The following is a 25,230-nucleotide window of genomic DNA, read 5'->3' on the forward strand; positions in this document are numbered from 1 at the left end:
GTTTGTTGCGGAATGGCAGGAATCTGCAACAAAAACCTGAGGCACCATGCGCGATCCGAATGATCCGGCACTCTGGACTTGATCAGCGGCCTCTTGCTGCTCGGCTATTTCCGCTTCAGTACCGAGGATTAGGGGCAGACCAATCAGCGGTCCGAGCTGCACCAGGATTTTTCAGAGAAGCTCACGGGTACCCGGCGCGACCGGGTTGAGCTAGCCAGAATGCTCGATCATCTGCGCGCTGGCGACGCGGTGACAGTCACAAGGCTGGACCGCCTGGCGCGCAGCACGTGTGACGGTAGCCAAGCCGGCGCAAACCATGCTGCCGCACCAGTGCGCGGGCGCCTGCGGCGTGCATGCGCATGCCCACGACAGGGCGCGCAAGTCGGCCGTGCCGATCAGCGATTTTCCCGGCTTCTGGGGCACCTTGGGCTGCAGCTGCTTCGCCTTCTAGCCGGCGACCAGACGCTATTTGGAAATGCGCAAAATGGCTGAGGCGAGGCGGGTGAAACAGGGGCTCAGCTCGCTTTCGGTGGCCGCGTAGCAGTACAGGCCCATGGGTTCGGCCGGTTTGCGGCAAGAAGCTTTCGCATCGGGCGCATTGGCCAGGCAGCGCAGCAAGTCTTCGCCTTTTTCCTTGTCCGGGCCCTCGGGCTTGGTCAGCGAACTGCCCATGCCCAGGGTAAAGACGAAGATGTCTTCCTGGCGCGCCTTGGCCGCCATCGCTTCGACCAGGTTGCGCGAGGCGCGGTGCACATTGGTCCATCCGCGCTGCGGCGTCGACAGTGAACTGGTGACCACGCGCGGCGCATTGGTCACGATGGGGAATTCGTGCAAGGCTGCCTCGCCGGCCGTGTCGCCGTCGTGGCTGGCGTTGTACCAGTCGGGCAGCCTGGTCACGGCGCTGGCCTTGCAGTCCTCGAACGGACTGAGTTTGTTGTTGCCGGCCGCGTCGATCCGGTACAGGCCGTCCACGCCCGTGGCCGAGCCCTGGGGCAGGTCGGTCCAGGTCGCGATCGATCCCGCCTTGCGGCAGTTGCCGCTGTCGGCAGGGAAAAAGTGCGAAGAAAACGCGGCGGGAGAGCCATCGGAAAAAAACACGATCACACGCAGGCTGGAGCGCCGCGAGGCGTCTATCTTGCGCAGCTGGTTACGGGCATGCCACATGCCTTCGGCCGAATTGGTGCCGCCGTCGAAATGGTATTGGCCGACGGCGGCGCTCGCGGCAAACCGGTCGAAACCGCGGTCGACGGTGCGGATCGGCACATCGATCTGCACGCCGCTGGAAAAATGCAGCAGGCCGACCCGGTCCACGCTGGCATTGAATTTGTCGAGGAAAGCGATGCCCGCCGCCTTCACTGCCTGGGCATTGTGCACCAGGGAGCCCGAGGTATCCATCACCAGCACCATGTCGAGGTCCTTGCGGACGGTTTGCGCGCGCGCCGACACTTCCAGCGTCTTGAAGCCGAGCACGCCCATCAGCGAGACGGGCAGCGAGGCCCTGGCCGCCACGTCGATCGTCACGGTGCCGCCGTCGAACTGCACGCCGACCGGATCGAGCGTGGGCGTGGAGAGCAGGAATTTGTCGGGGTAGTTGATGTTGAAGAACTTCTGTGCCGACAGCTGCGCATTGGCTTCCTGCGCGTCGCGGCTGTCGCCGGTGCTCACGCCGCGCGCCGCCGCCAGGCTGGCGGCGTCGACAGCCGCATTGAGCTTGGCCTTGACCAGGTAGCCCAGCGCGGAATCGAGCGCCAGTCCTACCGAGCCGATCAGCACGACGGCCGACAGCGCCACCATCACCAATACTTGTCCTGCCTGTTTTTTGTGGGGTGCGCGCATCAGAATACCGTCATTGAATACAGGTTGGGGCCCAGCAGCGGCGCCTTGCCGGCATGCGTTTCGATCGCGCCGAACAGCATGTCGAAATGGTAGAACGTCTCCACTGCATAGATCAGTTCGCCATCGGCCAGCTGGCCCTGCATCAGGTCCACGCCTGGCGCCGTGTCGTTCTTGCCGATATTGCCGCAGGCGCCGTTCGCAGTCCAGCTGGCGCACTGCCATACCTGGCTGTCCGGCTGGTAGGCGCTGCGCTGCGCGCCCGCATTCCAGCGGTATTGCTCCAGCACGATATTGCGCACGTTGCCATTCGGGCCGGCGGCGTGGCCCATGATCTTGGTGATATAGATCATGCCGCGCGCCGGCATATCCAGCGGCGGGGTGGTGGCCGCCAGCGCGTTCATGATGCCCTGGCTGGAGCCGCTCAGGTCGGACGTGGCGCGCGCGGACAGGTTGGCGCCTTCGCGGCTGATATTGAGCAGGATGGTCTTGGCCTGGATGGCGCGCGACAGGTCGACCACCATGAACAGCAGCAAGGCCAGCAAAGGCAGCACGATGGCAAATTCGATGGCGGCGATGCCACACGCGGCGCGGCGCGGAAAACGGGGGGCTGGTACGCGCATCACAGGCCGCCAAAGCTTTCATTGCGCATGGTGGCAGCCACCACGAAATGCGCCTGACCGTCGCGGAACAGGGCACGGATCATGGGCGTGGCAAATGCCCAGCGGCAATCGACGGAAATGACGACGATATCGCCGGCCTGGCCGAACATGGCGGCGCCGACCGCATCGCTGCCGTTGACGGCGATCACGGGGCTGACCTTGTCATACATGCCCATGGAACTGTCGCGTATTTTTTGTATCACGGCCTGGTAGCGCTGCTGGTTGGCGCTGTCGGGGTCGAGGTCCTTGGCCCCCGTGACGGCATAGCGCGCGCCTTCGCGCACTGCGTGCAGCATGGTCATATTGGCAAAATAGGCCATGCTCAATTCGATGATGCCGATTATCAGCATGAGAAAGACTGGTGCTATCAGGGCCAATTCAACCAGCGTGGCGCCGCCCTGTCCGCTTTGCTTGCGGAATATGTGGGAATCTACCTGTTTTAAACGCATGGGAGTAATCCGGTTAATTGCCGCGATGACGAATGTCGGGCGGCTGGCATTGCGCCATTTGACTGGCGATTATTCTATATCGATTTTCAAGGGTGTGTCCGTCATTTAAATTATTACAGGTCAAGATAATCGTAATTAACTGCGTTATTTCAAACGTGCCGGCCCTGTCCCTGCAGGGCCGGGAGTAATATGCGCGGGTATGAAAACAGGCCTGGTGTCAGGATTGTCCTGCGTGCAGGCGAGGACTTGTTTTGCAAGGTGATGCAACAAAATGCTGCAATGTAAGCAACAGCAGCGATGCCAGCAGCGATGGCGCGCCCGCGGCGCGCCCACCCTGGCCGCGCTGCCCATCCATCGGCACACGCCCGGCATGCGGCGACCGCTGGCCTGGGTCACGCACCGCGTTTGTGCGTGCCGGCCCAAGGCCTCTTCCTTCGTGCCCCCATGACTTCTTTCCCCTGCGCGCGGCAGCAGAAGGCGCGCGCGGAGGAGGAATGCATGCCGATTCGGATCAACAACATTCCCCGATGGGAGTGGGCTTCAAGAAGGAGGTAAAGCATGTCAACAAAAAATGTCATACGCGTCATGCTGGTGTCGGATCACAAGACCTGGCTGTGGGGCCTGGAGCAGTTGCTCGCCGGCGCCCAGCCGGCGATGCAGGTGGTGGCCAGCTCCACCGAGATCGACAGCGCGCTGCTGCTGGCCAGCACCCTGTGTCCCGACGTCATCGTGCTCGACGCCGATCTTGGCTGTGGCGGCGCCTGCGCCATCGATTATCTGCCGGAGCTGCTGGGCAATGGCGTGTCGCGCGCATTGCTGTTCAGCGGCACGCAGGACCAGGCCGAATGCGGGCGCGCCGTGCGCAGTGGCGCACGTGCGGTGGTGGGCAAGGAAACGCCGGTCAAACAAATGGTCGACGCCATCGCCCGCCTGCATCAAGGCGAATTGTGCCTGGATCCGGCACTGCTCGACAGCATGCTGGGAGTGCTGAACAAGCCGGAAGCGGTGCCCGATCCGGAAGAGCAGCGGATCGCCAGGCTGACGCTGAAGGAGCGCAAGATCGTTGCCATGATGGTGGAAGGAAATGGCGCGCTGAACCGCGCGATAGCCCAGCGCGCTTTTATTTCGGAGCAAACCTTGCGTAATCATCTGACATCGATCTACAGCAAGCTCGATGTCACCAACCGCCTGGAATTATATGTGTACGCCACGCGCAACCGGCTGGCCGAGTCCATGCCTGCGGAATAACAGTACATATGTCCTGGTTGTGAGCAAAAAATTAAGATGTTTTGTACTGCGCACAAAATGACTTTTCTCTGATTCGACTTAACGTTTGTTTATATAAAATACATGCATCAGAAATTGGCAAATAAAAACAAAGATAATGTTTTTATTTTCAGACTGTATTTTCAGTTTTTATCATGTTTAAAACTTGACCTGAAAGGGAATAATATGAATTTCATTAAAAACTTTATCGCCGAAGAAGATGGCGTGACTGCCATCGAATATGCGTTGATTGCTGCGCTGGTGGCTGCGGCGCTGGTAACGGCCGTCGGCTATTTCACCACCGGCCTCGATACCGCCTTTAAGGGAATCCAGCAGACGTTGGAGGGCAAGAAGCCCTAAGGCGCCTGCCCACCGCGCTGCACCCCGACAGGCCGGCTGCCCATGCGCACCGGCCTGTCGACTTCCCGCCCAACGATGCGCATGCAGTCATGCGCTCGGCTTGCATCAGGTACACGATGGACCCTCATTCTTTCTGGACGTTCAGCCCCGCCATAGTCTTGTGGGGGCTGCTGGCTGCGGCTGTCTGGCATGACGTGCGCTGCCGGCGCATCCCCAACCGGCTGGTGTTTTCCGGCGCCTTGCTTGGCGTGCTGCTCAACAGCCTGGCCTTGCCCGGGGTTGCGCCGGCCGGGCCGTGGCTGGCGCTGGGTGGCCTGGCCGTCGGCCTGGGCTTGCTGCTGCCCATGTATGCGATGAAGGCGCTGGGCGCAGGCGACGTCAAGCTGATGGCGATGGTGGGGGCGTTTCTGGGCCCCCGCTCCGTCGTGTTTGCCTTGCTGTGCAGCCTGCTCGCGGGCGGCGTGCTGGCGCTGGCCGTCGCCCTGTGCCAGGGCACGCTGCGCCAGGCGATCGCCAATGTCTGGCAATTGCTGCTGCAAGGCTGGCTGCGCGCCGCAGCAGGCGAGGTGCCGCAGGTCGGCGCGCCCGCCGCGCCGGGCGGCAACTTGCCGTACGCGATCGCCATTGCCGCCGGTACCGCCATCTGGCTGGCCCTGGCGGCCGGCGGCCATGCATGACGCTCCGGGCACTGATCTGGCCGCGTACGCCCGGAAAACCATGCTTCATCGCGAAGATAAACATCGAGAGGATAAAGAATGAGAAATAGCCGCGTTGCGAGCGTGCTGCTGCTGGCGTTGCTGATGGCGGGGGGCGCCGTGCTGGCGGCGGCGCGCTGGATGTCAGGACAAGGCGCGCCGGCCAGCCAGACGGTGATGGTCGCGCTGGTCGATATCGGTGTGGGCGCGAAGGTGACGCCGGCCATGCTGCGCCGCATGGACTGGCCGGCAGGCGCCTTGCCGCCCGGGACCTTTGGCGAGGCCGGCGCGCTGGACGGGCGCGTCACGCGCACCGCCGTCAGCATGGGCGAGCCTGTCCTGGAAAGTAAACTCGCGCCGCCCGGCGCCACGGGCGGCCTGTCGGCCATCGTGGCTGCCGGCAAGCGCGCCATGACCGTGCGCGTCAATGACGTGGTGGGCGTGGCCGGCTTCGCCCTGCCGGGCAATTTCGTCGACATTCTCGTGCATACGCAGGATGACCGCGCCAAACCGGCGGGTGGCGGGCCGCTGGCCATTTCCAAGATCGTGCTGGAACGCATTCTGGTGCTGGCAGTGGCGCAGGAGTCCGGCCGCGATGACAACAAGCCAAAGGTGGTCAATGCCGTGACCCTGGAGCTGACGCCGGAGCAGGTGGAAAAGCTGGACCTGGCGCGCAGCGTGGGCAGCCTGTCCCTGGTGCTGCGCAACCAGGTCGATCCGGCGCCCGTCAATACGGATGGCGCCACCAAGGAGTCGCTGCTGGAACTGAAGGCGCTGGCGCCTGCGGCCGCGCCGGTGCGCGCGGCGCGGCGCCAGACGGCCCCGTCCCGTGCCCCCGCACGCGACAGCATCACCGTCATCAAGGGCATGGATACCAGCGTCCAGCAATTTTAAATCAGCAGGCAAGCAAGGATGATCGATGAACAAATTTCGTAAGCACGCCTCGAGTACGGGCATGCGCCTGGCCCTGATGCTGGGCAGCGCGGCGGCTGGCCTGGCCTGGCCTGGCAGCGCCATCGCTGCGGCGCCAGGCAGGCAGGCCGTCATGTCGCCAGTCGCGGCGCCGGCCATGTCGCTGGGTGCCGATATCGCCCGCCTGGGCGCGCCCGTGCGCATTGCCGTGGGCAAGTCCACTTTGCGCAAGCTGAGCTTGCCGGTGTCGCAGATCGCCGTCAACGATCCGCGGGTGGCTGGCGCCAGGATGCTGGGCTCGTCCAGCCAGCTGTTCGTCTGGGGCCTGGCCCCGGGCAGCACCAACCTGATCCTGTGGGACCGGCAGCAGCGCCCCGTGATCGTCGATATTGAAGTCGAGATCGATGTCGAAGGCTTGCAGGCGCAGCTGGCCTATGTCTTCCCTGGCGAGAGCGCCGTCAAGGTGGGTGCGGCTGGTGGCAGCATCGTGCTGTCGGGGCAGGTGAGCGACAGCGTCAAGGCCAGCCAGATCCTGGAGATGGCGCAGGCCTATGCGCAGCGCGGCGCCGGAGAAGCAGCCGCACCTGCCGCTCCGGCCGACGGCGCCGCCAGTACGGGCGGCACCGTCAAGGTCATCAATATGCTGTCGATCGCGGCGCCGCAACAGGTCATGCTGGAAGTGAAAATCGCCGAAGTGTCGAAGACGCTGGTTGACCAGCTGGGCGCCAGCGTGGGCATCAGCGGCACGCGCGGCAACTGGACGTATGGCCTGTTGTCGAACCTGCTCAGCGGCAATCCCAGCCAGCTGGGCGCCTTGAACGGCAAGAATGGCAACGGGCTGACGCTCGATGCGCAAAAGCGCGACGGCCTGGTCAAGGTGCTGGCCGAACCGAACATCATGGCCATCAGTGGCCAGGAAGCCAGTTTCCTGGCGGGCGGCAAGATTTTCATTCCGGTCGCGCAAGACAGCACCAGCAACAAGATCACGCTGGAGGAAAAGGAATTCGGCATTGCCGTCAAGTTCACGCCTACCGTGCTGGAAGGCGGACGCATCAACCTGAAGGTGGCGCCGGAAGTGTCGGAGCTGAACCGCGAAGGCATCGGCATCACCACCGGCGGGGGCGCCGGTGCCAATGCGGTGCTGCCGGCCTTCACCACGCGGCGCACTACCACCACGGTGCAGCTGTTCGATGGCCAGAGCTTTGCCGTTGGCGGCTTGATCAAGAACAATGTGACGACCAATATCAAGGCATTGCCTTTCCTGGGCGAGATTCCGGTGCTGGGCGCCCTGTTCCGCAGCAGCGATTTCCAGACCGACCGCACCGAGCTGGTATTCATCATCACGCCGCACCTGGTCAAGCCGCTCGACAGCGCGCTCGACGGCGACATCGTGCTGCCGACCGATGCCTATGTGGCGCCCAGCCGCGGCGAGTTCTTCTTGCACGGAAAAATGGAAGGCGCCGCCACGCCACGGCCACGGCAGGAAGCAGCAGCGCAGACACCACCGGCTGGCCCGGACATTCACTAGGAGCACATCATGCAGCATTCCCTTTTCCTTCCCGTGCTGTTGGCCACCCTGGCCGCCAGCGGCTGCGCTTCCACCCCGAACCTGGATCGCCAGTTCGGCGACAGCGTCCAGCAGCTGCGTGCGCGGCAAGTGCTGTCGCCGCAGGCGGGCACGAACCGCGACCCTGTGGCCGGCATGGACGGCAAGGCCGCCCAGGCCGCCTACGCGGCGTATCAGAAAAGCTTTGCCGCGCCCGCGCCGCAAGCGGCCGCCTTTACCATCGGCGTCGGGGCGCGTCAGTGAGCCTGGCATCGTCTCCACAGAACAAGCAAGGCATATCGTGAAAATCGCCATCAATTCCAGGGATGAAAAAACGCTGTCCGAACTGGGCCGGCTGCTGCGTAGCCGCAACCGGCTCGACGAGATTAACGCAGGCGGCGAAACATTCGAGTCGCTGCAGGCGGCGCAGCCCCTGCCTGACGTGCTGATCTTCGACCGTCCATCGAACGACGGCGCCGACCTGGCCGCCATTGAGCGCCTCAGCAACCTGCATCCGCGCATGGCCTTCATCGTGCTTTGCCATCAGCAGCCGCCTGAATTCCTGCTGCAGGCCATGCGCGCAGGCGTGCGCGACGTGCTGCCGTTTCCTGCCACGCCGGCCACCCTGTATGCGGCGCTCGAACGCATCGAGGAAAAGCTGGAACGGCGCGAGCATGGCAATGGCAAGGTGCTGGCCTTCATCTCCTGCAAGGGCGGCAGCGGCGCCACCTTCATTGCCAGTAACCTCGGTTATGCGCTGGCCGCCGACGGCCAGCAGCGCGTTGCCCTGATCGACATGAACCTGCATTTTGGCGACGCCTCGCTTTTTGTTTCCGAGAACAAACCGCTGGCCACCTTGTCCGACGTCACGCGCGACATCCACCGGCTTGACCCTTCGTTTCTGGGGTCGAGCATGCTGCATATCCTGCCCAACTACAGCGTGCTGGCCGCGCCCGAGGACCCGGCTCACGCCAGCGAAGTGGCGCCCGAACACATCGACGCCATCATCAAGCAGGCTAGGCGCCAGTACGATTTCATCGTGCTCGACGTGGGCCGCAACCTCGATGCCGTCAGCGTGCGCGCGCTGGACCATGCCGACATGATCTTTCCCGTTTTGCAGACGACCTTGCCATATATCCGCGATGGCAAGCGACTACTGGGCATGTTCCGTTCGCTCGAATACGCCAAGGACAAGGTGCACATCATCGTCAACCGCCACGACAAGGGCGGCGAAATTCGCCTGCGTGACCTGGAAGCGGCCTATGGCACGGCGATCTACCGCACCGTGCCCAATCACTATGCTTCAGCCGCTGCCTCGGTCAATCAGGGCGTGCCGATTTTGCAGCTCGACAAAGCCAGCCCGATCACCCGCTCGCTGCAAGAGTTCGCCGCCAGCCTGGCCGGCGGCGCGCCCAGTACGGCGCGCCAGGGCTGGCTGGGCCGCGTCCTGCGACGCGCTTGATCCCCAACCCAGAACAGGAGCATTTCATGGCTAGTTCCCCCATCGCCGTCTTGTCCATCCGCGAACGGCTCGGCAGCGTCAAGATCGCCGCGCTCGCGCCGCAACGCACGGCAGCCATCGACAACCACGGCTACCGAGACCTCAAGCGGCGCATCCATGGGCTGCTGCTCGAACGGGTCGACCTGGAAAGCATGCAGCGCCTGTCGCAGGAGCGCATCCGCGAAGAGTTGCGCGGCCTGGTCGAGCACCTGCTGGACGAAGAGGCGGTGGTCATCAACGACGCCGAGCGCAAGAGCCTGACGCGCGACATCCAGCACGAGATGCTGGGCTTCGGGCCGCTCGAAACGCTGCTGTCGGATGCCAGCGTGTCGGACATCCTGGTCAATGGCCACAAGCAGGTTTATGTGGAGCGTGCCGGTCGCCTGGAACTGACTGACGTCAGCTTCGACGATGATGCTCACCTGATGAAAATTATCGACAAGATCGTCTCCAGGGTGGGGCGGCGCATCGATGAATCGAGCCCCATGGTCGATGCGCGCCTGCCAGATGGTTCGCGCGTCAACGCCATCATTCCGCCGCTGGCGATCGACGGCCCTGTGATGTCGATCCGGCGCTTCTCCGTCGACCCGCTGCGCCTGGCCGACCTGGTCGCTTACCACAGCATGACGGCCGAGATGGCCGAGGTGCTGCAGGGTCTCGGCAAGGCCAAGATGAATATTCTCATTTCCGGCGGCACGGGCAGCGGCAAGACCACCATGCTCAATGTGCTGTCCGGCTTTATCGGCCAGACCGAACGCATCGTGACGGTGGAGGACGCGGCCGAGCTGCAATTGCAGCAGCCGCACGTGGTGCGCCTGGAAACGCGCCCCGCCAATATCGAAGGCAAAGGGGAGGTGAGCCAGCGCGCGCTGGTGCGCAATGCGCTGCGGATGCGCCCGGACCGCATCATCCTGGGCGAGGTGCGCGGCGCCGAGGCGCTCGACATGCTGGGCGCGATGAACACGGGCCATGAAGGCTCGATGGCGACCATCCACGCCAACACGCCGCGCGACGCCATCACGCGGCTGGAAAACATGATCAGCATGGCGGCTGCCAACCTGCCCAGCAAGGCCATCCGGCAGCAAATCAGCTCGGCCGTATCGGTGGTGGTGCAAGTGTCGCGCCTGATCGATGGCAAACGCAAGGTGACGTCGATCCAGGAAATCACGGGCATGGAAGGGGAGGTTATCACGATGCAGGAAATCTTCAGTTTCAGGCAGACCGGCGTGGCCGAGGGCGGCGCGGTGGTGGGGTATTTCTCGGCCAGCGGCATCCGCCCGCGCTTCCTCGAGCGCCTGAACAGCTTTGGCATCGGCGTGTCGGGCGCCCTGTTCGAGCCCACTGCGGCGGGACGCTGACACACCATGCTTTCCTACCTTGTTTATCTGTTTCTCTTTCTGGCCGTCCTGTTGCTGGTGGCTGGCGTCTGGCTGGCGTGGCAAGCGGCGCGTGGGCCGGGCGCGGCGCGGGTGGCGCGGCGCCTGCAAGCCATGTATACGGCCAGCGGCGGCGAACAAGCCCTGTCGATCACCAAGCAGCGCCCGCTGAGCGCCAACCCGCTGCTGCAAGGCATGCTGGAAGGCTTGCCCGGCGCGCGGCGCCTCGATCAGTTACTGCTGCAGGCGGGCATGCGCTGGCCTGTGGCCACCTTCCTTGGCTATTGCGTGCTGGGTTGGACGGCGGGCTTGCTGCTGGCCAGCGCGCTGCCCCTGCCATGGTATGTGCGCCTGGGCATGAGCGTGGGCGGCGCCGCGCTGCCCTATCTGCTGGTGTGCCGCGCCAGGAGCAAGCGGCTGGTGCGCATCGAGCAGCAACTGCCGGACGCGCTCGACCTGATGGGCCGCGCCATGCGCGCAGGCCATGCCTTTCCCACCGCGCTGAAAATGGTGGGCGAGGAGATGACGGGGCCGTTGGCCGAAGAGTTTCGCGCGGTGTTCGACGAAGTCAGTTTCGGCGTCGCGATGGCCGATGCGCTGAGCAACCTGGCCGCGCGCGTGCCCAGCACGGACTTGCGCTATTTCGTCATCGCCGTGCTGATCCAGCGCGAAACGGGCGGCAACCTGACTGAATTGCTGAGCAGCATCAGCGCCATTATCCGCGACCGCCTGAAATTGCTGGGACAGGTGCGCGTGCTGTCGGCCGAAGGGCGCATGTCGGCCTGGGTGCTGGGCCTGCTGCCGTTTGGCGCGGCGCTGATGATGCACTTGATGAATCCGCAGTTTATTGCCGTGCTGTACACGGATGCGGGCGGGCGCAAGATGGTCGGCGTGTCGCTGGGCTTGCTGATGGTTGGCGTGCTCTGCATCAGAAAAATTATCAATATCCGGGTGTAATATGAAGGAAAAGATACGATGAGCAGCATGAGTGCGGCGCAGTTGGCTTTGTTGGGCCTGCTGTTCCTGATCGTTTTTGCGCTGGCCTTGCTGGTACTGCGCCTGTTCGCTGGCAGCGTGGTGCAGGAGCGGCTGCAGGCGCTGGGCGATGCCAGCGCCGCTGGCGATGGCGGGCGCCATGCCAGGCGGCGCTGGCTGGCGCATGCCGTCAGCCTGACTCGCCCGCTGGCCAGGCTGTCGCTGCCGGACGAGGGCTGGGAAAGTTCACCCATCCGTAGCCGCTTCGTGCATGCCGGCTGGCGCAGCCAGGCCGCGCCCGCTCTGTTTTACGCGGCCAAGACAGGCTTGTTCGTGGGCTTGCCGCTGCTGGCGTATTTTCTGCTGCGTCACGGCGGCCATAATATGCTGTTGTGGCTGGTCGCGGCGGCCGCCCTCGGCTATTACCTGCCCAATGTATGGTTGTCGCACTGCGTGAAACAGCGTCAGCGCGAAGTGTTCGAGACCTTTCCCGATGCGCTGGACCTGATGACGGTGTGTGTCGAAGCGGGGCTGGCGATGGATGCCGCACTGGCGCGCGTGGCGCAGGAAATCGGCCTGAAAAGCGCGGTCCTGGCCGAAGAGCTGCAACTGGTGACGCTGGAGCTGCGCGCCGGCAGCGCCAAGGAAAAGGCCTTGCGCAACCTGGCCCTGCGCACCGGAGTGGAAGATGTGGACGCGCTGGTGACCCTGCTGATCCAGGCCGAGCGCTTCGGCACGAGCATCGCCGCGTCGCTGCGCGTGCAGTCCGACCAGCTGCGCACCAAGCGGCGCCAGCGCGCCGAGGAAACGGCGGCCAGGATCGCCCTCAAGCTGCTGTTTCCGCTGATCTTCTTTATCTTCCCCTCGCTGATGGTGGTGCTGATGGGACCGGCGTTCCTGCAGATTTACCGCGTACTGCTGCCTGCCATGAGGGGTAGCTGAGGGCCGGGGCCAAAAAAAAGCTGCCGGAGTCATCTCCGGCAGCTTTCAGGTCAGTTCAGGTTGGCTGGCGATCAGGCGAAAGGCGTCAGCAAGGTGATCATCTGGCCAAAGATCTTCGGGCTGGCGGCGATGACGTCGCCCTTGTACAGGTAGTCCGATTCGCCGGAAAATTCACCGACGATGCCGCCCGATTCCGTGATCATCAGGGCACCGGCAGCGATATCCCAGGGCTTCAAGCCTTTTTCGTAGAAGCCGTCCAGGCGGCCGCAAGCGACGTAGGCCAGGTCCAGCGCGGCCGAGCCGGCGCGGCGTACGCCCTGGCTGCGTTCGCCCATGATCGCGTACATCTTCAGGTATTCGTCCAGCGCGCGGGCGCTGCCGGCCACGTAGCCGGTGCCCAGCAGGGCGTTCGAGATGCGGTCCAGCTTGGTGACGCGGATGCGTTTTTCGTTCAGGTAGGCGCCAGCGCCCTTGGTGGCCGTAAACAGGTCGTTGCGGACCGGGTCGTAGATGACGGCTTGCGTGACGACGCCGCGATGCGCGAGCGCGATCGAGATGCAGTATTGCGGGAAGCCGTGGATAAAGTTGGTGGTGCCATCGATCGGGTCGATGATCCATTGATATTCATTCTCGTCGTGCGAGTTGGCGGAAGCTCCCGATTCCTCAGCCAGGAACGCGTGGTCCGGGTAGGCTTTGGACAGCACCTCGATGATGGCTTGTTCGGCCGCCTGGTCGACGTCGGTGACGAAATCGTTATGTTGTTTTTCCGTGACGACGACGCGGTCGAGGTCAAATGAGGCGCGATTGATGACGGCGGCGCCGCGGCGGGCGGCTTTGATCGCCGTGTTGAGCATTGGGTGCATGTGAGCTTCCGTTAAAAGCACGCGACCGCCCATGGCCGCCTTGCGGCGCCGGTACGATAGAGTGCAAGAATGAATTAAAGAGCGGAGCGGTGCCGAAGTGGTTAAAATCCCGGCCTGGCGTCAGCGTTTTGTGACTCCGTTTCCCGAAATTTCCTGTATCGATACCGCGCAATAGCGCTATTTTAAATGAATCTGCCCGAAATCAACACGTCTCTTTTCAAACGCCTGCGATTTATTCTTGTCGAAACTAGTCGTCCTGGCAACATTGGCGGCGTCGCGCGCGCCATGAAAACGATGGGTTTTTCCGATCTGGTGCTGGTCAATCCCCGCTTTCCCGATGCCTTGACGGATGCGGAAGCGGTGGCCTTCGCCAGCGGCGCGCAGGACATTCTGTCTGGCGCGCGCATCGTCGGCTCGATCGCCGAAGCGCTCGAAGGCTGCAATTACGCGGCCGCCGTGTCGGCCAGGTTGCGCGAATTCTCGCCGCCCGTCACGGCCCCGCGCGCCATCGCGGCCCAGCTGGCCGCCAGCGCAGACTTGCACGCGGCCGTCATCTTCGGCAACGAGCGCTTTGGCTTGCCCAACGAAATCGTCGAGCAGTGCAATGTGCTGATCAACATTCCCGCCAACCCCGAGTATTCCTCGCTGAACCTGTCGCAGGCGGCGCAAGTCGTCGCCTATGAATGCCGCGTGGCGGCCCTCGGCGATGGACAGCTCGCCAGCCCCGTCGGTTTCCATGGCGACGCGGCCAGCCTGGCGCAGGTCGACGGCATGTACGATCACTTGCAGCAGGCGCTGGTGGCCATCGATTTCCTCGACGCCGACAACCCGAAAAAGCTCATGCCCCGTTTGAAACGCCTGTTTTCGCGCACGGGGCTGGAAACGGAAGAGGTCAACATCCTGCGCGGCATCGCCCGGCATATCCTGGCGATGAGCAAAAAAAGCCCATGATCGAGACCCGGCTGCTGCGTCAGTTCATCGCCGTCGCCGAGGAACTCAATTTCCGCCGCGCGGCCGAACGGCTGCACATGGCGCAGCCGCCCTTGTCGCAGGCGATCCTGCGCCTGGAAGAGGCGCTGGGCTACCCTGTTTTCGAGCGCACGAACCGCAAGGTCAGCTTGAGCCCGGCCGGCAGCGCTTTTCTTGCCACGGCGCGCCAGGTGCTGGCCAGCCTGGAAGAGGGCGTGGCGGCCACGCGCCGCGTGGCGCAGGGTATCGAGGGCCACTTGCGCCTCAGTTTCATCCACATCACGCCGTATGCCCACGTATTGCAAGCCTTGCGCGCTTTCCGCGCCGCTTCGCCGGCCGTGCAATTCACCTTGCGCGAAGCGTCGACGCAGCAACAGGTCGAGTGGCTGGAGCGGGGCGAGGTCGATATCGCCCTGCTGCGCACGCCCGGTCGCAGCACGCCGGGCTTGCGCTTCGAGCGCCTGTCCGGCGAAGACATCCTGGTGGCACTGCCGTCCGGCCACCGCTGTGCGGCGCAGGCGAGGGTGGATCTGGCGGACCTGACCGATGACGATTTCGTCGCCTCGCCGCGCGACCTGGGCCAGGGTTTCCACGATCAGCTGGCCAGCCTGTGCCTGCATGCGGGCTTCGTGCCGCACGTGGTGCAGCAGGCGCGCCGATTGCAGACGGTGCTGGGCCTGGTGGCGGCCGGTTTCGGCGTGGCTCTGCTGCCGGCCAGCCTGGCCGTGTCCATGCCAGCGGGCGTGGTCATGCTCCCGCTGCACGGCGCTGCGCCTGAAGCCTTGCGCCAGCTCGACCTGTACATGGCCTGGGACCCGCAGCGCACGTCTCCCGTGCGCGAGCGGCTGCTGGCGCAGCTGCGGCTGTCTGCCACTCAGTGAGACTTTGAGGGTCTCATTTCAAGATAAATAAGATATTTTACAGATGATGGCTCAGGGGCCAGCATGACGTTTTTGATTGTCAGGAACTGTCATGTCCACCATGTCCTCGCGCACAGTGCTGCCGTCCGCCACGCTGCCATTCTCCATTTATCTGCTCTCCCTGTGCAGCTTTGCCTTCGGTCTGTCCGAATTCATCGCCGCCGGCCTGTTGACCCCCATGGCGCGCGACTTGCACGCCAGCGTGGCAGCCGCCGGCGGCGCCATCGCCGCGTATGCGCTGGGGGCGGCCATCGGCGCGCCCATCTTGACGGCCATACTGGCGCGCCGGCCCACGCGCCAGGTCCTGGTGGCCAGCATGCTCGTGCTGGCGGCCGGCAGCGTGGCCATGGCGCAAGCGCCGGCACTGGGCGCGCTGCTGGGCGTGCGCTTTGCCGTGGGCCTCGCGCATGGCGTGTTCATGGCAGTCGCTTCCCATGCGGCCACCAGTTTGGTCGACCCGTCCCGCGCGGGACGGGCCCTGTCCATCGTCTGGCTGGGTTTGACCCTGGCGCTGGCCGGCGGCGTGCCGCTGGGGACGTGGCTGGGCGCCGTCTCGTCGTGGCGCTGGGTATTCGCCGCCATCGGCGTGCTGGCCCTGTGCGGCGGCGCCGGCTTGCGCTGCGCCATGCCGGCCGCGCGCCAGCAGGCGGTTGCCGCCTCGCCGCTGGCCAGCCTGCGCGCCATCGTGCAGCTGCCCCTGCTGCTGGCGGCCGGCGTGGCGGCGCTGGTCAGCGTGGCCACCTTCAGTTTTTTCACGTATATATCTCCCTTCCTGCTGCAGCTGGGCGGACTCGACGCGGGCTGGCTGGGCGTCGCCATGCTGTGTTTTGGTGCGTGCGCCATCGGCGGCAACCTGCTGGGCGGCTGGTGCGCGGATCGCGCTGCCGCATTGAGTTCCACCATGCTGGCCCTGGCCGCGCTGGCGCTCAATCTGCTGGGGTTTTATGTGCTGCGCACCCAGCCACAGGCCATGCTGGCCCTGTGTGGCACGCTGGGCTTGCTGTTCTTTGCCCTCGTCACCCTGTCGACCATGCGTTTGCTACGCTTGGCGCAGCGGCATTGCCCGGGCAGCGATGCCGTGGCGGCGGGCTTGAATATCGCCGCCTTCAATGCGGGCACGGCCGCTGGCGGTGCGCTGGGCGGCGCGCTGATCGTCGCCTTCGGCTTGCCCAGCATCGCCATCGGCGGCGCGCTGGCGGCGCTGCTGGCCATGCTGCTGTTATGGTTTGCGTCGAAAAAATAGACGCGACGCTCTAGGTTTTGCGTGCGGACAGCCAATGCCTTTGGCGTACACTGGCCTGCAAAAGGCCGTACAAAACAAGGGGAGACAGGGTGGTGGAGACATGCTGATGCGACGCAGATCGTTTCTGAAACTGGGCTTGCTCGGCGCCTGTGCGCTGGCCGCCGGCGGCGCCGCATACCGCGCGCTGCGGGGGCCGGCGGCGCCTGGCCGCTTCGCGCTCGATGGCGAGGCGCGCGCGGCGCTGGCGGCCATCGTGCCGGCCATGCTGGGCGAGGCCATGCCACAGGGGGCAGATGCGCGCAGCAAGGCGCTCGATGGCGCCATCGCCGGTGTGGACACGGCCATCCATGGCCTGCCCCTGGCGGCGCAGCAGGAGGTGCAGGACCTGTTTGGCCTGCTGGCGCTGGCGCCCGCGCGGCGCTTCGTCGCCGGCGTGCATGGCGGCTGGCCCGAGGCCGACCCGGCGCAGGTGGCCGCCTTCCTGCAGTCGTGGCGTACGCACCGCCTGGCCACCCTGCAGACGGCCTATCTGGCCCTGCATGACCTGATCCTCGGCGCCTGGTATGCCGATGCCGCCCACTGGGCCGCCATCGGCTATCCGGGACCGCTGCCCGAACTGAGCGCATAAGGCATCCATGAGCACATCCCCCATACCCGACCCCATCGCCATCGGCCTTGCAGCCGGCTGGAACGTCACCGACGCCAGCGCCCTGGCCGCCGACCGCACCCTGGAGGCCGATGTCGTCGTCATCGGCAGCGGCGCCGGTGGCGGCGTGACAGCGGAAATCCTCGCGCTGGCCGGCCTGAAAGTGCTGATCGTCGAAGAGGGCGGCTTGAAATCCTCGCAAGACTTCAAGATGCGCGAAGCGCAGGCCTATCCCACGTTGTACCAGGAATCGGCCGCGCGCAAGACGCGCGACAAGGCGATCAATATTTTGCAGGGGCGCACCGTAGGTGGTTCAACCACCGTCAACTGGACCTCGAGTTTTCGCACGCCGCCCGGCACCCTGGAATACTGGCACAAGCACTTCGGCCTGGCCGGTTACTCGGCAGACGCCATGGCGCCGTGGTTCGCCATGATGGAAAAACGCCTGCACGTGAGCGACTGGGCCGCGCCGCCCAACGAAAACAACGATTTATTGCGCCGTGGCGCCGCGGCGCTGGGCATCCCCACCGCCGCTATCCGGCGCAATGTGAACGGCTGCTGGAACCTCGGCTACTGCGGCATGGGCTGTCCGACCAACGCCAAGCAGTCGATGCTGGTGACGACGATCCCGTCGGCGCTGGCGCTGGGTGCGGGCCTGCTCGTGCATGCGCGCGCCGAGCATTTCGTCTTCAATGGCGAGCGCATCGACAGCCTGCAGGTCACCGCGCTGGACGCTGCCGGGCTGGCGCCCACCGGCGTGCGCCTCACGCTGCGTGCCAAACATTTTGTGCTGGCCGGCGGCGCCATCAACTCGCCGGCGCTGCTGCTGCGCTCGCAGGCACCCGACCCGCACGGCTTGCTGGGCCGGCGCACTTTCCTGCATCCGACGGTGATCTCGGCGGGCCTGTTCAAGCAGCGCGTCGACGCCTATGCGGGCGCGCCGCAGACGATTTATTCCGACCATTTCCTGCACACGGCACCCATCGATGGTCCCATCGGCTACAAGCTCGAAGCGCCGCCGTTGCACCCGCTGCTGATGGCCACCACCATGGGCGGCTTCGGCGATGAACATGCGCGCACCATGCGCGAGTTCCCCCATGCGCATGGCTTGCTGGCCCTGCTGCGCGATGGCTTTCACCATGAGGCGGCGGGCGGCAGCGTCTCCATCGACAGCTTTGGCGCGCCCGTGCTCGACTATCCGCTCACGCCTTTCATCTGGGATGGCGTGAGGCGCGCGCTGCTGTCGATGGCGGAAATCCAGTTCGCGGCCGGCGCGAAAAGCGTGTATCCAGTGCACGAGCTGGCCAGCCACTATACGAGCTGGGCGCAGGCGAAGCAGGCTATCGGCGATTTGCCGATGAAGGCCTTGCTGGCGCGCGTGGTGTCGGCCCACGTGATGGGCGGCTGCGCCATGTCGGACGATGCGCGCCTGGGCGTGACGGGGGCCGATGGCCGCTACCACGGCGTGCGCAACCTGTCGGTGCACGACGGCTCGCTGTTTCCCACGTCGATCGGCGCCAATCCGCAACTGACGATTTATGCGCTGGCCGCGCGCCTGGCCAGCGGCCTGGCGCAAGCGGTGACGGGCAAGCCCGCGCCCGTTCCCGTTTCTGCTGCGACGACGGCATGATCGCGCGCATTCTCAAGTGGCTGATGCTGCTGCAGGTGCTGGCCGTGCTGGGATTTGCCTGCCTGGCCATGCAGGCGTGGGGCGTTGCTTCGCCCGTCATGGCCCTGCTGCTGGCGGTCGCCATGCTTCTGGCCGTGCGCGCGCTGATCGTGGCGCGCAATTTCTGGCAGAGCCGGAGTTTTGGCAGCCCCGTGCCACAGGAATATCAGTTGGGTGTGCAGGGCGCCACGCGCCTGTTCCTGGGCGAGTTGCGCGCCACCCTGTGGACGTCGTCGTGGGGCATGCTGCGGCCGCGCCTGCATGCGCTGGACGCCGCCAAGCCGTCGCAGGGTTTGCCGGTGCTGCTGATCCACGGCTATGTGTGCAACCGTGGCTACTGGACGCAGCTGAGCGGCCAATTGGCGCGAGCCGGCATCGCGCATGACGCCGTCGACCTGGAACCGATCGGTGCCGACATCGAGGAGTTCGTGCCGCAAGTGGAACGGGCCATCGCGGCGCTGTGCGCCCGCACGGGCAGCAACCGCGTCACCATCGTCGCCCACAGCATGGGCGGTCTGGTGGCGCGCGCCTGGCTGCGCCAGCATGGCGCGGCCCGCGTGGCCCGCATCATCACCATCGGCACGCCGCACCACGGCACGGCGCTGGCCAACCTGGCGGCGGGGATGAATGCGCGGCAGATGAGCCGTATCCATGGCGCACCGAGCGGATGGCTGGCGCAGCTGGCCGCCAGCGAGACGCCGGAAACGCGCGCCCTGATCACCTCGATCTATTCGCATCACGACAATATCGTCGCGCCGCAATCGTCCGCCCAGCTGCCCGGCGCGCGCAATCTCGCCTTCGGCGGCATCGGCCACGTGGCGCTGGCTGGCGATGCGCGCGTGCTGCGTCTAGTGCTGGAAGAAATCACTATCAAGAACGAAGTCGCCCAGCCCCCTTCCGCGCCCCATTTCGCTTGACTCCTGTTGTGTTTTGTCTGCATGGCAAGACTGTCTCTTTTGACTCTGCTGTTGCCCGTGTTTAACAGCGCAAGGGGCAGAAAATGCTGTTTTCCACCAGCGTACTGTATTAAGCTAACGCCAGAAGACAACTGGCGGAAATTTGTTCCTGAGGCCGCTTGCGCCGTTCCGCAGGCATCCAGCGGGCAGCTATTTCTCAGGAAGTATGGCAAGATGTTGTAGGATTGTTATGTGGTCCGCGCAATCGGAAAGATGAACGCAGGCAGAAAATGAGTCCATGCAGTTTTTATTGGGGGCGCTAATTGTCCGCACGTATCCTGATTATCGAAGATAACGCCACCAATATGGAATTGATGGTGTACTTGCTGCGCGCCTTCGGGTACACGCCGCTGGCCGCCTATGACGGCGAAGAGGGCGTGCGCATGGCGCGCAGCGAATTGCCGGACTTGATCATCTGTGACGTGCATTTGCCCAAGCTCGATGGCTATGGCGTGGTGGCGGAACTGAAGAAAGACCCGCAACTGTGCAATATCCCGGCACTGGCCGTGACGGCGCTGGCCATGGTGGGCGACCGCGAACGCCTGCTCGAAGCGGGCTTCAATGGCTACATCGGCAAGCCTATCGAGCCGGACCTGTTCGTTGCCGAGCTGGAGTCTTTTTTACCCGGGGCGCCGTCGACGCCAGTTAAAAACGACATAGCTACGATATTGATCGTTGACGATCATGTGCTGAACCGCGAGTTCCTGACCGCGCTGCTGGGCTACGGCGGCCACCGCCTGCTGGAGGCGGCGAATGGCGCCGACGCGCTGGAAATCCTGCGCACCGAGCGGCCGGACCTGATCATCTCCGATATCCTCATGCCGAACATGGACGGCTACGAATTCGTCACGCGCGTACATGCCGATCCCGCGCTGACCGACGTGCCCATCATCTTTTATACGGCCACCTACCGCGAGCAGGAAGCGATCCTGCTGGCGCAGGCGTGTGGCGTGCGCTGGGTGCTGCCCAAGCCGTCCGACCCCGAGGTCATCGTGCGCACGGTCAACGAGGCGCTGGGACTGATGCCGGCGGCGCACGACGCGGGCGGCGATGTGGCGCCTCCCGCCACTGGCAAGCTGGCCGGCATCGAACACCAGGTCAGCGGCTACCTGGACGAAGTCGAGTCCAGCAGCCAGCAGATCTCGCAGCTGGCCAGCCAGCGCGAAGGCCATGCCGCCATGCCTGAAGACTTGGGCATCATGACGGAGCGCCTGTCGCGCTCTCTGTCGAGCCTGCAGGCAGTGAGCCTGCGCCTGACGGCCCTGATCGAGCTGGGCATCGAGCTGGGCGCCGAACGCGATCCGCGCGCCTTGATCGAGGCGGGCTGCAAGGTGGCGCAGAATATCTGCGTCTCCAAGTACGCCTGCATCGGCGTGCTGGAAGAGGGGGCCGAAAAGCTCAGCTATTTTTCTTCCTGTGGCACCGAGAAACACCTCGAGCGCATCGCCAGCGCGCCGCGCACGGGCATCCTGAACCGCTTGCTGGAACAGCGCCAGCCCTACCGGGTCAATGGCCTGAAAGGTAACCCCGGCGCACTGGGCCTTCCCGACACGCATCCGCCCGTGCACTCCTTCCTGGGCGTCGCCATCGCCTCGCGCGAGCGCAGCCACGGCTGGCTGTACCTGGTCGACAAGCTGGGGGCGAACGAGTTTTCCGAAGTCGACGAGCGGGTGGCCGCCACGGTGGCGGCGCAGATCGCCGTGGCCTACGACAACCTGCTGCTGTACGACGAGATCAAGCGCCACCACGAGCAGCTGACCCTGGACATGGCGGCGCGCATCCGTCTCGATGAAGACTTGCGCCGTTTCCGCCTGGCGATGGATGCCACGGCTGACGCGATTTTTCTTGTCGACCGTGCCGGCATGTGCTTCGTCGACGTCAACCAGACTGCCTGCCGCATGCTGGGCTTTGAACGCGAGGATTTCCTGCGCGTGGGGCCGGGGCGCGCGAACGAGGGCGAGACCAAGCTGGAAGAGCTGTACAACAAGCTGCTGGCGGGCGATCAGGGCGGTTCGATGACGGAATTGCAGCTGCAGCGCAAGGATGGTTCGCCACTGTCGGTGGAAGTGCAGCGGCGCACCCTGCGCTCGGGGCAGAGCTGGATTCTGGTGGCCGTGGCGCGCGACATCACCGAGCGCAAAGATGCCGAGCAGCGCCTGATGAAGCTGGCCCATTTCGACACCTTGACGGGCTTGCCGAACCGCAGCCAGTTTTATGCCTCGCTGACTCATTCGCTGTCCCAGGCGGCCGAACACCAGTGGGCCGTGGCCGTGCTGTTCATGGACATCGACCGCTTCAAGAATATCAACGATACCCTGGGCCACACCATCGGCGACGACCTGTTGCGCCAGTTTTCCAGCCGCCTCGTCGACTGCCTGCGCGTGCGCGATACCATCGGCCGCTTTGGCGGCGATGAATTTGCCACCATCCTGGTGCTGCCCGATGGCGCCCAGCATGCCGTGGGCGTGGTCGACAAGATCCGCGAAGCGATGCGCAAGCCCTTCGAGCTGCAGGGCCACGAGGTGACGGTGACGGTCAGCATCGGCATCTCCGTGTACCCCGACGATGGCGTCGATGCGGACACCCTGATTCAATATGCCGACACGGCCATGTACCGCGCCAAAGAGGCCGGGCGCGATGCCTTCCGCTTCTTCACGGCGGAAATGAATGTGCAATCGATGGCGCGGCTGGACATGGAAAATGCCCTGCGGCGCGCCATTGACAACCAGGAATTCGTGCTGTTCTTCCAGCCCAAGGTGAATATCATCTCGGGGCGCATCAGCGGCGCCGAGGCGCTGATACGCTGGCGCCGCCCCGGCCACGGCATGGTCTCGCCGGCCCTGTTCATCCCACTGCTGGAAGAAACGGGGCTGATCGTGCGCGTCGGTAACTGGGTGCTCGACGAAGCGTGCAAGAAGATCAGCGAGTGGGGCGCCAGCAGCATCGGCCCCGTGCACCTGTCCGTGAATGTGTCGGGCATTCAGTTTTTCGTCGGCGGCCTGGAAGAAGAGGTGCTCAAGGCGATCAGCAAGTACGATATTGCGCCCGAGCTGCTGGAGCTGGAGCTGACGGAAAGCTCGCTGATGTCGAACGCCGAGGAAACCATCGCCGTGTTGCGCAACCTGAAGGCGCTGGGCATCCAGATTTCCATCGACGATTTTGGCACCGGTTATTCCAGCCTGGCCTATCTGAAGCGCTTCCCCATCGACAAGCTGAAGATCGACATCGCCTTCGTGCGCGAAGTGACCAGCAATCCGGACGACGCGGCCATCGTGCTGGCCATCATCAGCATGGCGCACAGCATGAAGCTGGAGGTGATCGCCGAAGGCGTGGAAAACGATGCGCAGCTGGCCTATTTGCGGCGCCACGGCTGCGACGAGATGCAGGGCTATTATTTCAGCCGCCCCGTGCCGCAGGAAGAATTCGAGCAGATGCTGATGAAAGGCAAGCAGCTGCAGGCGCCCCAGGATGCGGGTATCGAAGAGCAGCAGACCTTGCTGATCGTCGACGACGATGTCTTCATGCTCGACGTGCTCAGCGACTTCCTGGCGCAGGACGGCTACCGCATCCTCACGGCGCAGACGGCCGCCGAGGGTTTCGACATCCTGGCGCGCCACAAGGTGCAGGTGATCCTGTGCGACCAGTGCATGCCGCTCATGAGCGGCACCGAATTCATGGAGCGGGTCAAGCACCTGTGCCCCGACACCTTCCGCATCATGCTGTCGGCTTTTGCCGACCTGACCCCCATCATGGCGGCCATCAACCGTGGCGCCATCGACCGCTTCTATACCAAGCCGTGGAAAGGCGCCGTGCTGCGCGAGAACATCCGCGAAGGCTTCCGCCTGCATAAGCTGCTGCATGGCCCGGTGAAAGCGGCCGCCTAGGCGCTTGCCACTGGGTGCGCTGGCGCACGTTTGGAAGCAGCTTTCTATCGAATTAGACTCCCGTCTCTAGTTTTGCTCTCTAGAATAAAAAGCATCCATGAAGTGGCATGGCCTTTCATATGACGGGAGCGGGCGATGGTGAAGAAATTGAAGGAGTTGACGCAAGACAAGGAATTGGCGAGCGCCGTGCGCTCGTCCGCGCAGCAGATCTGGCAAGCGGGCCTCGGTGCCTTCGCCAAGGCGCAGGAAGAAGGAGGGCGCGTGTTTTCCAAGTTGGTGCAGGAGGGCACGGAATTCCAGAAGCGCGCCGAAGACAAGGTGGCCGATGTCAGCGACAGCGTCAGCAAACTGGCCGATGGCGTGGGCAAGCAGGCCAGCGGCTCCTGGGACAAGTTGGAACAGGTGTTTGAAGAGCGCGTGGCGCGTGCCCTGGCCACCATCGGCGTGCCGATGCAAAACGATATCGCCGCGCTGCATGCCAAGATCGATGCCTTGAGCGTGCAGGTGGCAGCGCTGTCGGCCAAGGCCGCGCCGGCGCCCAAACCGAAGGCTGTGGCCAAGCCAGCCGTGAAGGCGGTGCCGAAAACCGCGCTGAAAGCAGCACCGAAGGCGGCCGTCACCAGGGTCCCGGCCAAGCCGGCAGCCAGGGCCGCGCCGCGCGCCGCAGCCAAGTCAGTGAGCAAGCCAGCGAGCAAGCCTGCTGCGAGAGCGGCGGCGAAGAAAAAAGCAGCGCCGGCCTGAGTTGGTGCAGCATGTCTCCAGCCTGCTCGCGCAGGCTTTTTTTTGCCTGTGTTTTTCGCCGGCGTCGTGGGGCCGAGTGTTTCATTGCGGCTATCTTAGGTGGTATGCTTGCGGCAGAATACAGAGAGATTGCCCGCCATGCTACAAAAAGCACCACGCCGTACCCGCGAACGCATCCTAGAGTTGTCGCTGCGCCTGTTCAATGAGTTTGGTGAGCCCAATATCACGACGACCGTGATTGCGGAAGAGATGAATATCTCGCCGGGGAACCTGTATTACCACTTTCGTAACAAGGACGACATCGTCAATTCGATCTTCGTCCAGTTCGAGGCGGAAATCGAACGCATCCTGACCGTGCCTGACGGGCGCCGTTCGAATATCGAGGATGTCTGGCTGTACCTGCACCTGATGTTCGAACTGATCTGGCGCTACCGCTTTTTCTATCGCGACCTCAATGATTTGCTGTCGCGCAACCGCAAGCTGGAACTGCACTTCAAGCTGATCCTGGCGCACAAGATCAAGGTGGCCACGCAGCTGTGCGAAGATTTGCGCAGCGAACAGTCGCTCGAAGCGTCGGACATGGAAGTGGCTGCGATGGCGACGAATATGGTGGTCGTTGCCACCTACTGGCTGTCGTACGAATATGTGCGCAACCCACGCAAGTACAGCGAGCAGCAGTCGATGTCCGATGCGCTGGCGCGTGGCTGCTACCAGGTGCTGTCTCTGATCGGGCCGTATTTGCGCAATGAAACGCATTTGCTGTTTCGCAAACTGTCGGAAGAGTATGTGACGAAACTCAAGAACGACTGACGCGGCTGCTGG

General features: G+C 64.2%; 24 protein-coding genes and 1 pseudogene. 21 read left to right on the forward strand and 4 right to left on the reverse strand.

Annotation, left to right across the window (positions count from 1 at the left end; all coding sequences use genetic code 11):
- Nucleotides 1-156 precede the first annotated feature (156 nt).
- Together ACQ4WL_RS13165 and ACQ4WL_RS13170 are read left to right on the forward strand one after the other, a co-directional pair.
- A pseudogene (locus ACQ4WL_RS13165) lies at nt 157-240 on the forward strand (hypothetical protein); the annotation flags it as partial.
- 49 nt (nt 241-289) lie between these two features.
- The gene (locus tag ACQ4WL_RS13170) at nt 290-451 is read left to right on the forward strand and encodes a hypothetical protein (protein ID WP_436510423.1); all 162 of its coding nucleotides are present in this window, start codon (nt 290-292) and stop codon (nt 449-451) included.
- A 14-nt stretch (nt 452-465) separates the two neighbouring features.
- Here ACQ4WL_RS13170 and ACQ4WL_RS13175 read toward each other — a convergent pair whose 3' ends face one another.
- From ACQ4WL_RS13175 to ACQ4WL_RS13185, 3 genes are read right to left on the reverse strand one after another with little or no spacing between them, the layout of a single operon-like run.
- Nucleotides 466-1,836: a vWA domain-containing protein gene (locus ACQ4WL_RS13175; protein WP_436510184.1), complete on the reverse strand. Its 1,371-nt coding sequence runs from the start codon at nt 1,834-1,836 to the stop codon at nt 466-468.
- On the reverse strand, nt 1,836-2,456 hold the full coding sequence (locus ACQ4WL_RS13180; RefSeq protein ID WP_436510185.1) for a TadE/TadG family type IV pilus assembly protein: 621 nt from the start codon (nt 2,454-2,456) through the stop codon (nt 1,836-1,838). Before ACQ4WL_RS13180 ends, ACQ4WL_RS13175 begins: the two co-directional genes overlap by 1 nt.
- Nucleotides 2,456-2,944 (reverse strand): TadE/TadG family type IV pilus assembly protein, encoded by a 489-nt coding sequence (locus ACQ4WL_RS13185; protein WP_436510186.1) that lies wholly within the window; start codon nt 2,942-2,944, stop codon nt 2,456-2,458. Before ACQ4WL_RS13185 ends, ACQ4WL_RS13180 begins: the two co-directional genes overlap by 1 nt.
- Nucleotides 2,945-3,502: 558 nt before the next feature.
- On the opposite strand from ACQ4WL_RS13185, the gene ACQ4WL_RS13190 reads away from it, so the two are divergent.
- From ACQ4WL_RS13190 to ACQ4WL_RS13235, 10 genes are all read left to right on the forward strand, one after another.
- Complete coding sequence (locus tag ACQ4WL_RS13190) at nt 3,503-4,192, forward strand: LuxR C-terminal-related transcriptional regulator (protein ID WP_436510187.1); 690 nt, start codon at nt 3,503-3,505, stop codon at nt 4,190-4,192.
- 204 nt (nt 4,193-4,396) lie between these two features.
- Nucleotides 4,397-4,570 (forward strand): Flp family type IVb pilin, encoded by a 174-nt coding sequence (locus tag ACQ4WL_RS13195; protein WP_298412109.1) that lies wholly within the window; start codon nt 4,397-4,399, stop codon nt 4,568-4,570.
- Nucleotides 4,571-4,686: 116 nt separating this feature from the next.
- Nucleotides 4,687-5,247 carry an A24 family peptidase gene (locus ACQ4WL_RS13200; RefSeq protein WP_436510188.1) on the forward strand — a complete coding sequence of 187 codons (561 nt, stop codon included), beginning with the start codon at nt 4,687-4,689 and terminating at the stop codon, nt 5,245-5,247.
- A 78-nt stretch (nt 5,248-5,325) separates the two neighbouring features.
- Entirely contained in the window at nt 5,326-6,159 is an 834-nt protein-coding gene (gene cpaB / locus ACQ4WL_RS13205; RefSeq protein ID WP_436510189.1) for a Flp pilus assembly protein CpaB, read from the forward strand.
- A gap of 25 nt (nt 6,160-6,184) precedes the next feature.
- Nucleotides 6,185-7,705, forward strand: coding sequence for a type II and III secretion system protein family protein (locus ACQ4WL_RS13210; protein ID WP_436510190.1), 1,521 nt, complete (start codon nt 6,185-6,187; stop codon nt 7,703-7,705).
- 9 nt (nt 7,706-7,714) lie between these two features.
- Nucleotides 7,715-7,987, forward strand: coding sequence for a hypothetical protein (locus tag ACQ4WL_RS13215; RefSeq protein ID WP_436510191.1), 273 nt, complete (start codon nt 7,715-7,717; stop codon nt 7,985-7,987).
- A gap of 37 nt (nt 7,988-8,024) precedes the next feature.
- Nucleotides 8,025-9,185 carry a CpaE/TadZ family protein gene (locus ACQ4WL_RS13220; RefSeq protein WP_436510192.1) on the forward strand — a complete coding sequence of 387 codons (1,161 nt, stop codon included), beginning with the start codon at nt 8,025-8,027 and terminating at the stop codon, nt 9,183-9,185.
- Nucleotides 9,186-9,235: 50 nt separating this feature from the next.
- Nucleotides 9,236-10,582: a TadA family conjugal transfer-associated ATPase gene (locus ACQ4WL_RS13225; protein ID WP_436510411.1), complete on the forward strand. Its 1,347-nt coding sequence runs from the start codon at nt 9,236-9,238 to the stop codon at nt 10,580-10,582.
- Between the two features lie 6 nt (nt 10,583-10,588).
- Entirely contained in the window at nt 10,589-11,557 is a 969-nt protein-coding gene (locus ACQ4WL_RS13230; RefSeq protein ID WP_436510193.1) for a type II secretion system F family protein, read from the forward strand.
- An 18-nt stretch (nt 11,558-11,575) separates the two neighbouring features.
- On the forward strand, nt 11,576-12,517 hold the full coding sequence (locus ACQ4WL_RS13235; protein ID WP_436510194.1) for a type II secretion system F family protein: 942 nt from the start codon (nt 11,576-11,578) through the stop codon (nt 12,515-12,517).
- Between the two features lie 71 nt (nt 12,518-12,588).
- Here the strand turns inward: ACQ4WL_RS13235 and ACQ4WL_RS13240 are convergent, their stop codons facing one another.
- Nucleotides 12,589-13,371 (reverse strand): inositol monophosphatase family protein, encoded by a 783-nt coding sequence (locus ACQ4WL_RS13240; RefSeq protein WP_035826389.1) that lies wholly within the window; start codon nt 13,369-13,371, stop codon nt 12,589-12,591.
- 195 nt (nt 13,372-13,566) lie between these two features.
- On the opposite strand from ACQ4WL_RS13240, the gene ACQ4WL_RS13245 reads away from it, so the two are divergent.
- The 9 genes from ACQ4WL_RS13245 (at nt 13,567) to ACQ4WL_RS13285 (ending at nt 25,218) form a co-directional block, all read left to right on the forward strand.
- Nucleotides 13,567-14,331, forward strand: coding sequence for an RNA methyltransferase (locus ACQ4WL_RS13245; protein WP_436510195.1), 765 nt, complete (start codon nt 13,567-13,569; stop codon nt 14,329-14,331).
- A complete protein-coding gene (locus ACQ4WL_RS13250) occupies nt 14,328-15,230 on the forward strand; it encodes a LysR substrate-binding domain-containing protein (protein ID WP_436510196.1) in 903 nt (300 codons plus the stop codon). Before ACQ4WL_RS13245 ends, ACQ4WL_RS13250 begins: the two co-directional genes overlap by 4 nt.
- Nucleotides 15,231-15,321: 91 nt before the next feature.
- The gene (locus ACQ4WL_RS13255; protein ID WP_436510197.1) at nt 15,322-16,512 is read left to right on the forward strand and encodes an MFS transporter; all 1,191 of its coding nucleotides are present in this window, start codon (nt 15,322-15,324) and stop codon (nt 16,510-16,512) included.
- 100 nt (nt 16,513-16,612) lie between these two features.
- Complete coding sequence (locus tag ACQ4WL_RS13260; protein ID WP_436510198.1) at nt 16,613-17,140, forward strand: hypothetical protein; 528 nt, start codon at nt 16,613-16,615, stop codon at nt 17,138-17,140.
- 7 nt (nt 17,141-17,147) lie between these two features.
- Complete coding sequence (locus ACQ4WL_RS13265) at nt 17,148-18,788, forward strand: GMC family oxidoreductase (protein ID WP_436510199.1); 1,641 nt, start codon at nt 17,148-17,150, stop codon at nt 18,786-18,788.
- Complete coding sequence (locus tag ACQ4WL_RS13270) at nt 18,785-19,744, forward strand: alpha/beta hydrolase (RefSeq protein ID WP_436510200.1); 960 nt, start codon at nt 18,785-18,787, stop codon at nt 19,742-19,744. The genes ACQ4WL_RS13265 and ACQ4WL_RS13270 overlap by 4 nt, the downstream gene beginning before the upstream one ends.
- A gap of 302 nt (nt 19,745-20,046) precedes the next feature.
- Nucleotides 20,047-23,667 (forward strand): EAL domain-containing protein, encoded by a 3,621-nt coding sequence (locus ACQ4WL_RS13275; RefSeq protein WP_436510201.1) that lies wholly within the window; start codon nt 20,047-20,049, stop codon nt 23,665-23,667.
- A gap of 135 nt (nt 23,668-23,802) precedes the next feature.
- Nucleotides 23,803-24,408 carry a phasin family protein gene (locus ACQ4WL_RS13280; RefSeq protein ID WP_436510202.1) on the forward strand — a complete coding sequence of 202 codons (606 nt, stop codon included), beginning with the start codon at nt 23,803-23,805 and terminating at the stop codon, nt 24,406-24,408.
- A 138-nt stretch (nt 24,409-24,546) separates the two neighbouring features.
- Nucleotides 24,547-25,218: a TetR/AcrR family transcriptional regulator gene (locus ACQ4WL_RS13285; protein ID WP_034758777.1), complete on the forward strand. Its 672-nt coding sequence runs from the start codon at nt 24,547-24,549 to the stop codon at nt 25,216-25,218.
- Nucleotides 25,219-25,230 lie beyond the last annotated feature (12 nt).

The organism is Janthinobacterium kochi (genome assembly GCF_051380715.1).
In the GTDB taxonomy this organism is placed as follows: domain Bacteria; phylum Pseudomonadota; class Gammaproteobacteria; order Burkholderiales; family Burkholderiaceae_D; genus Janthinobacterium.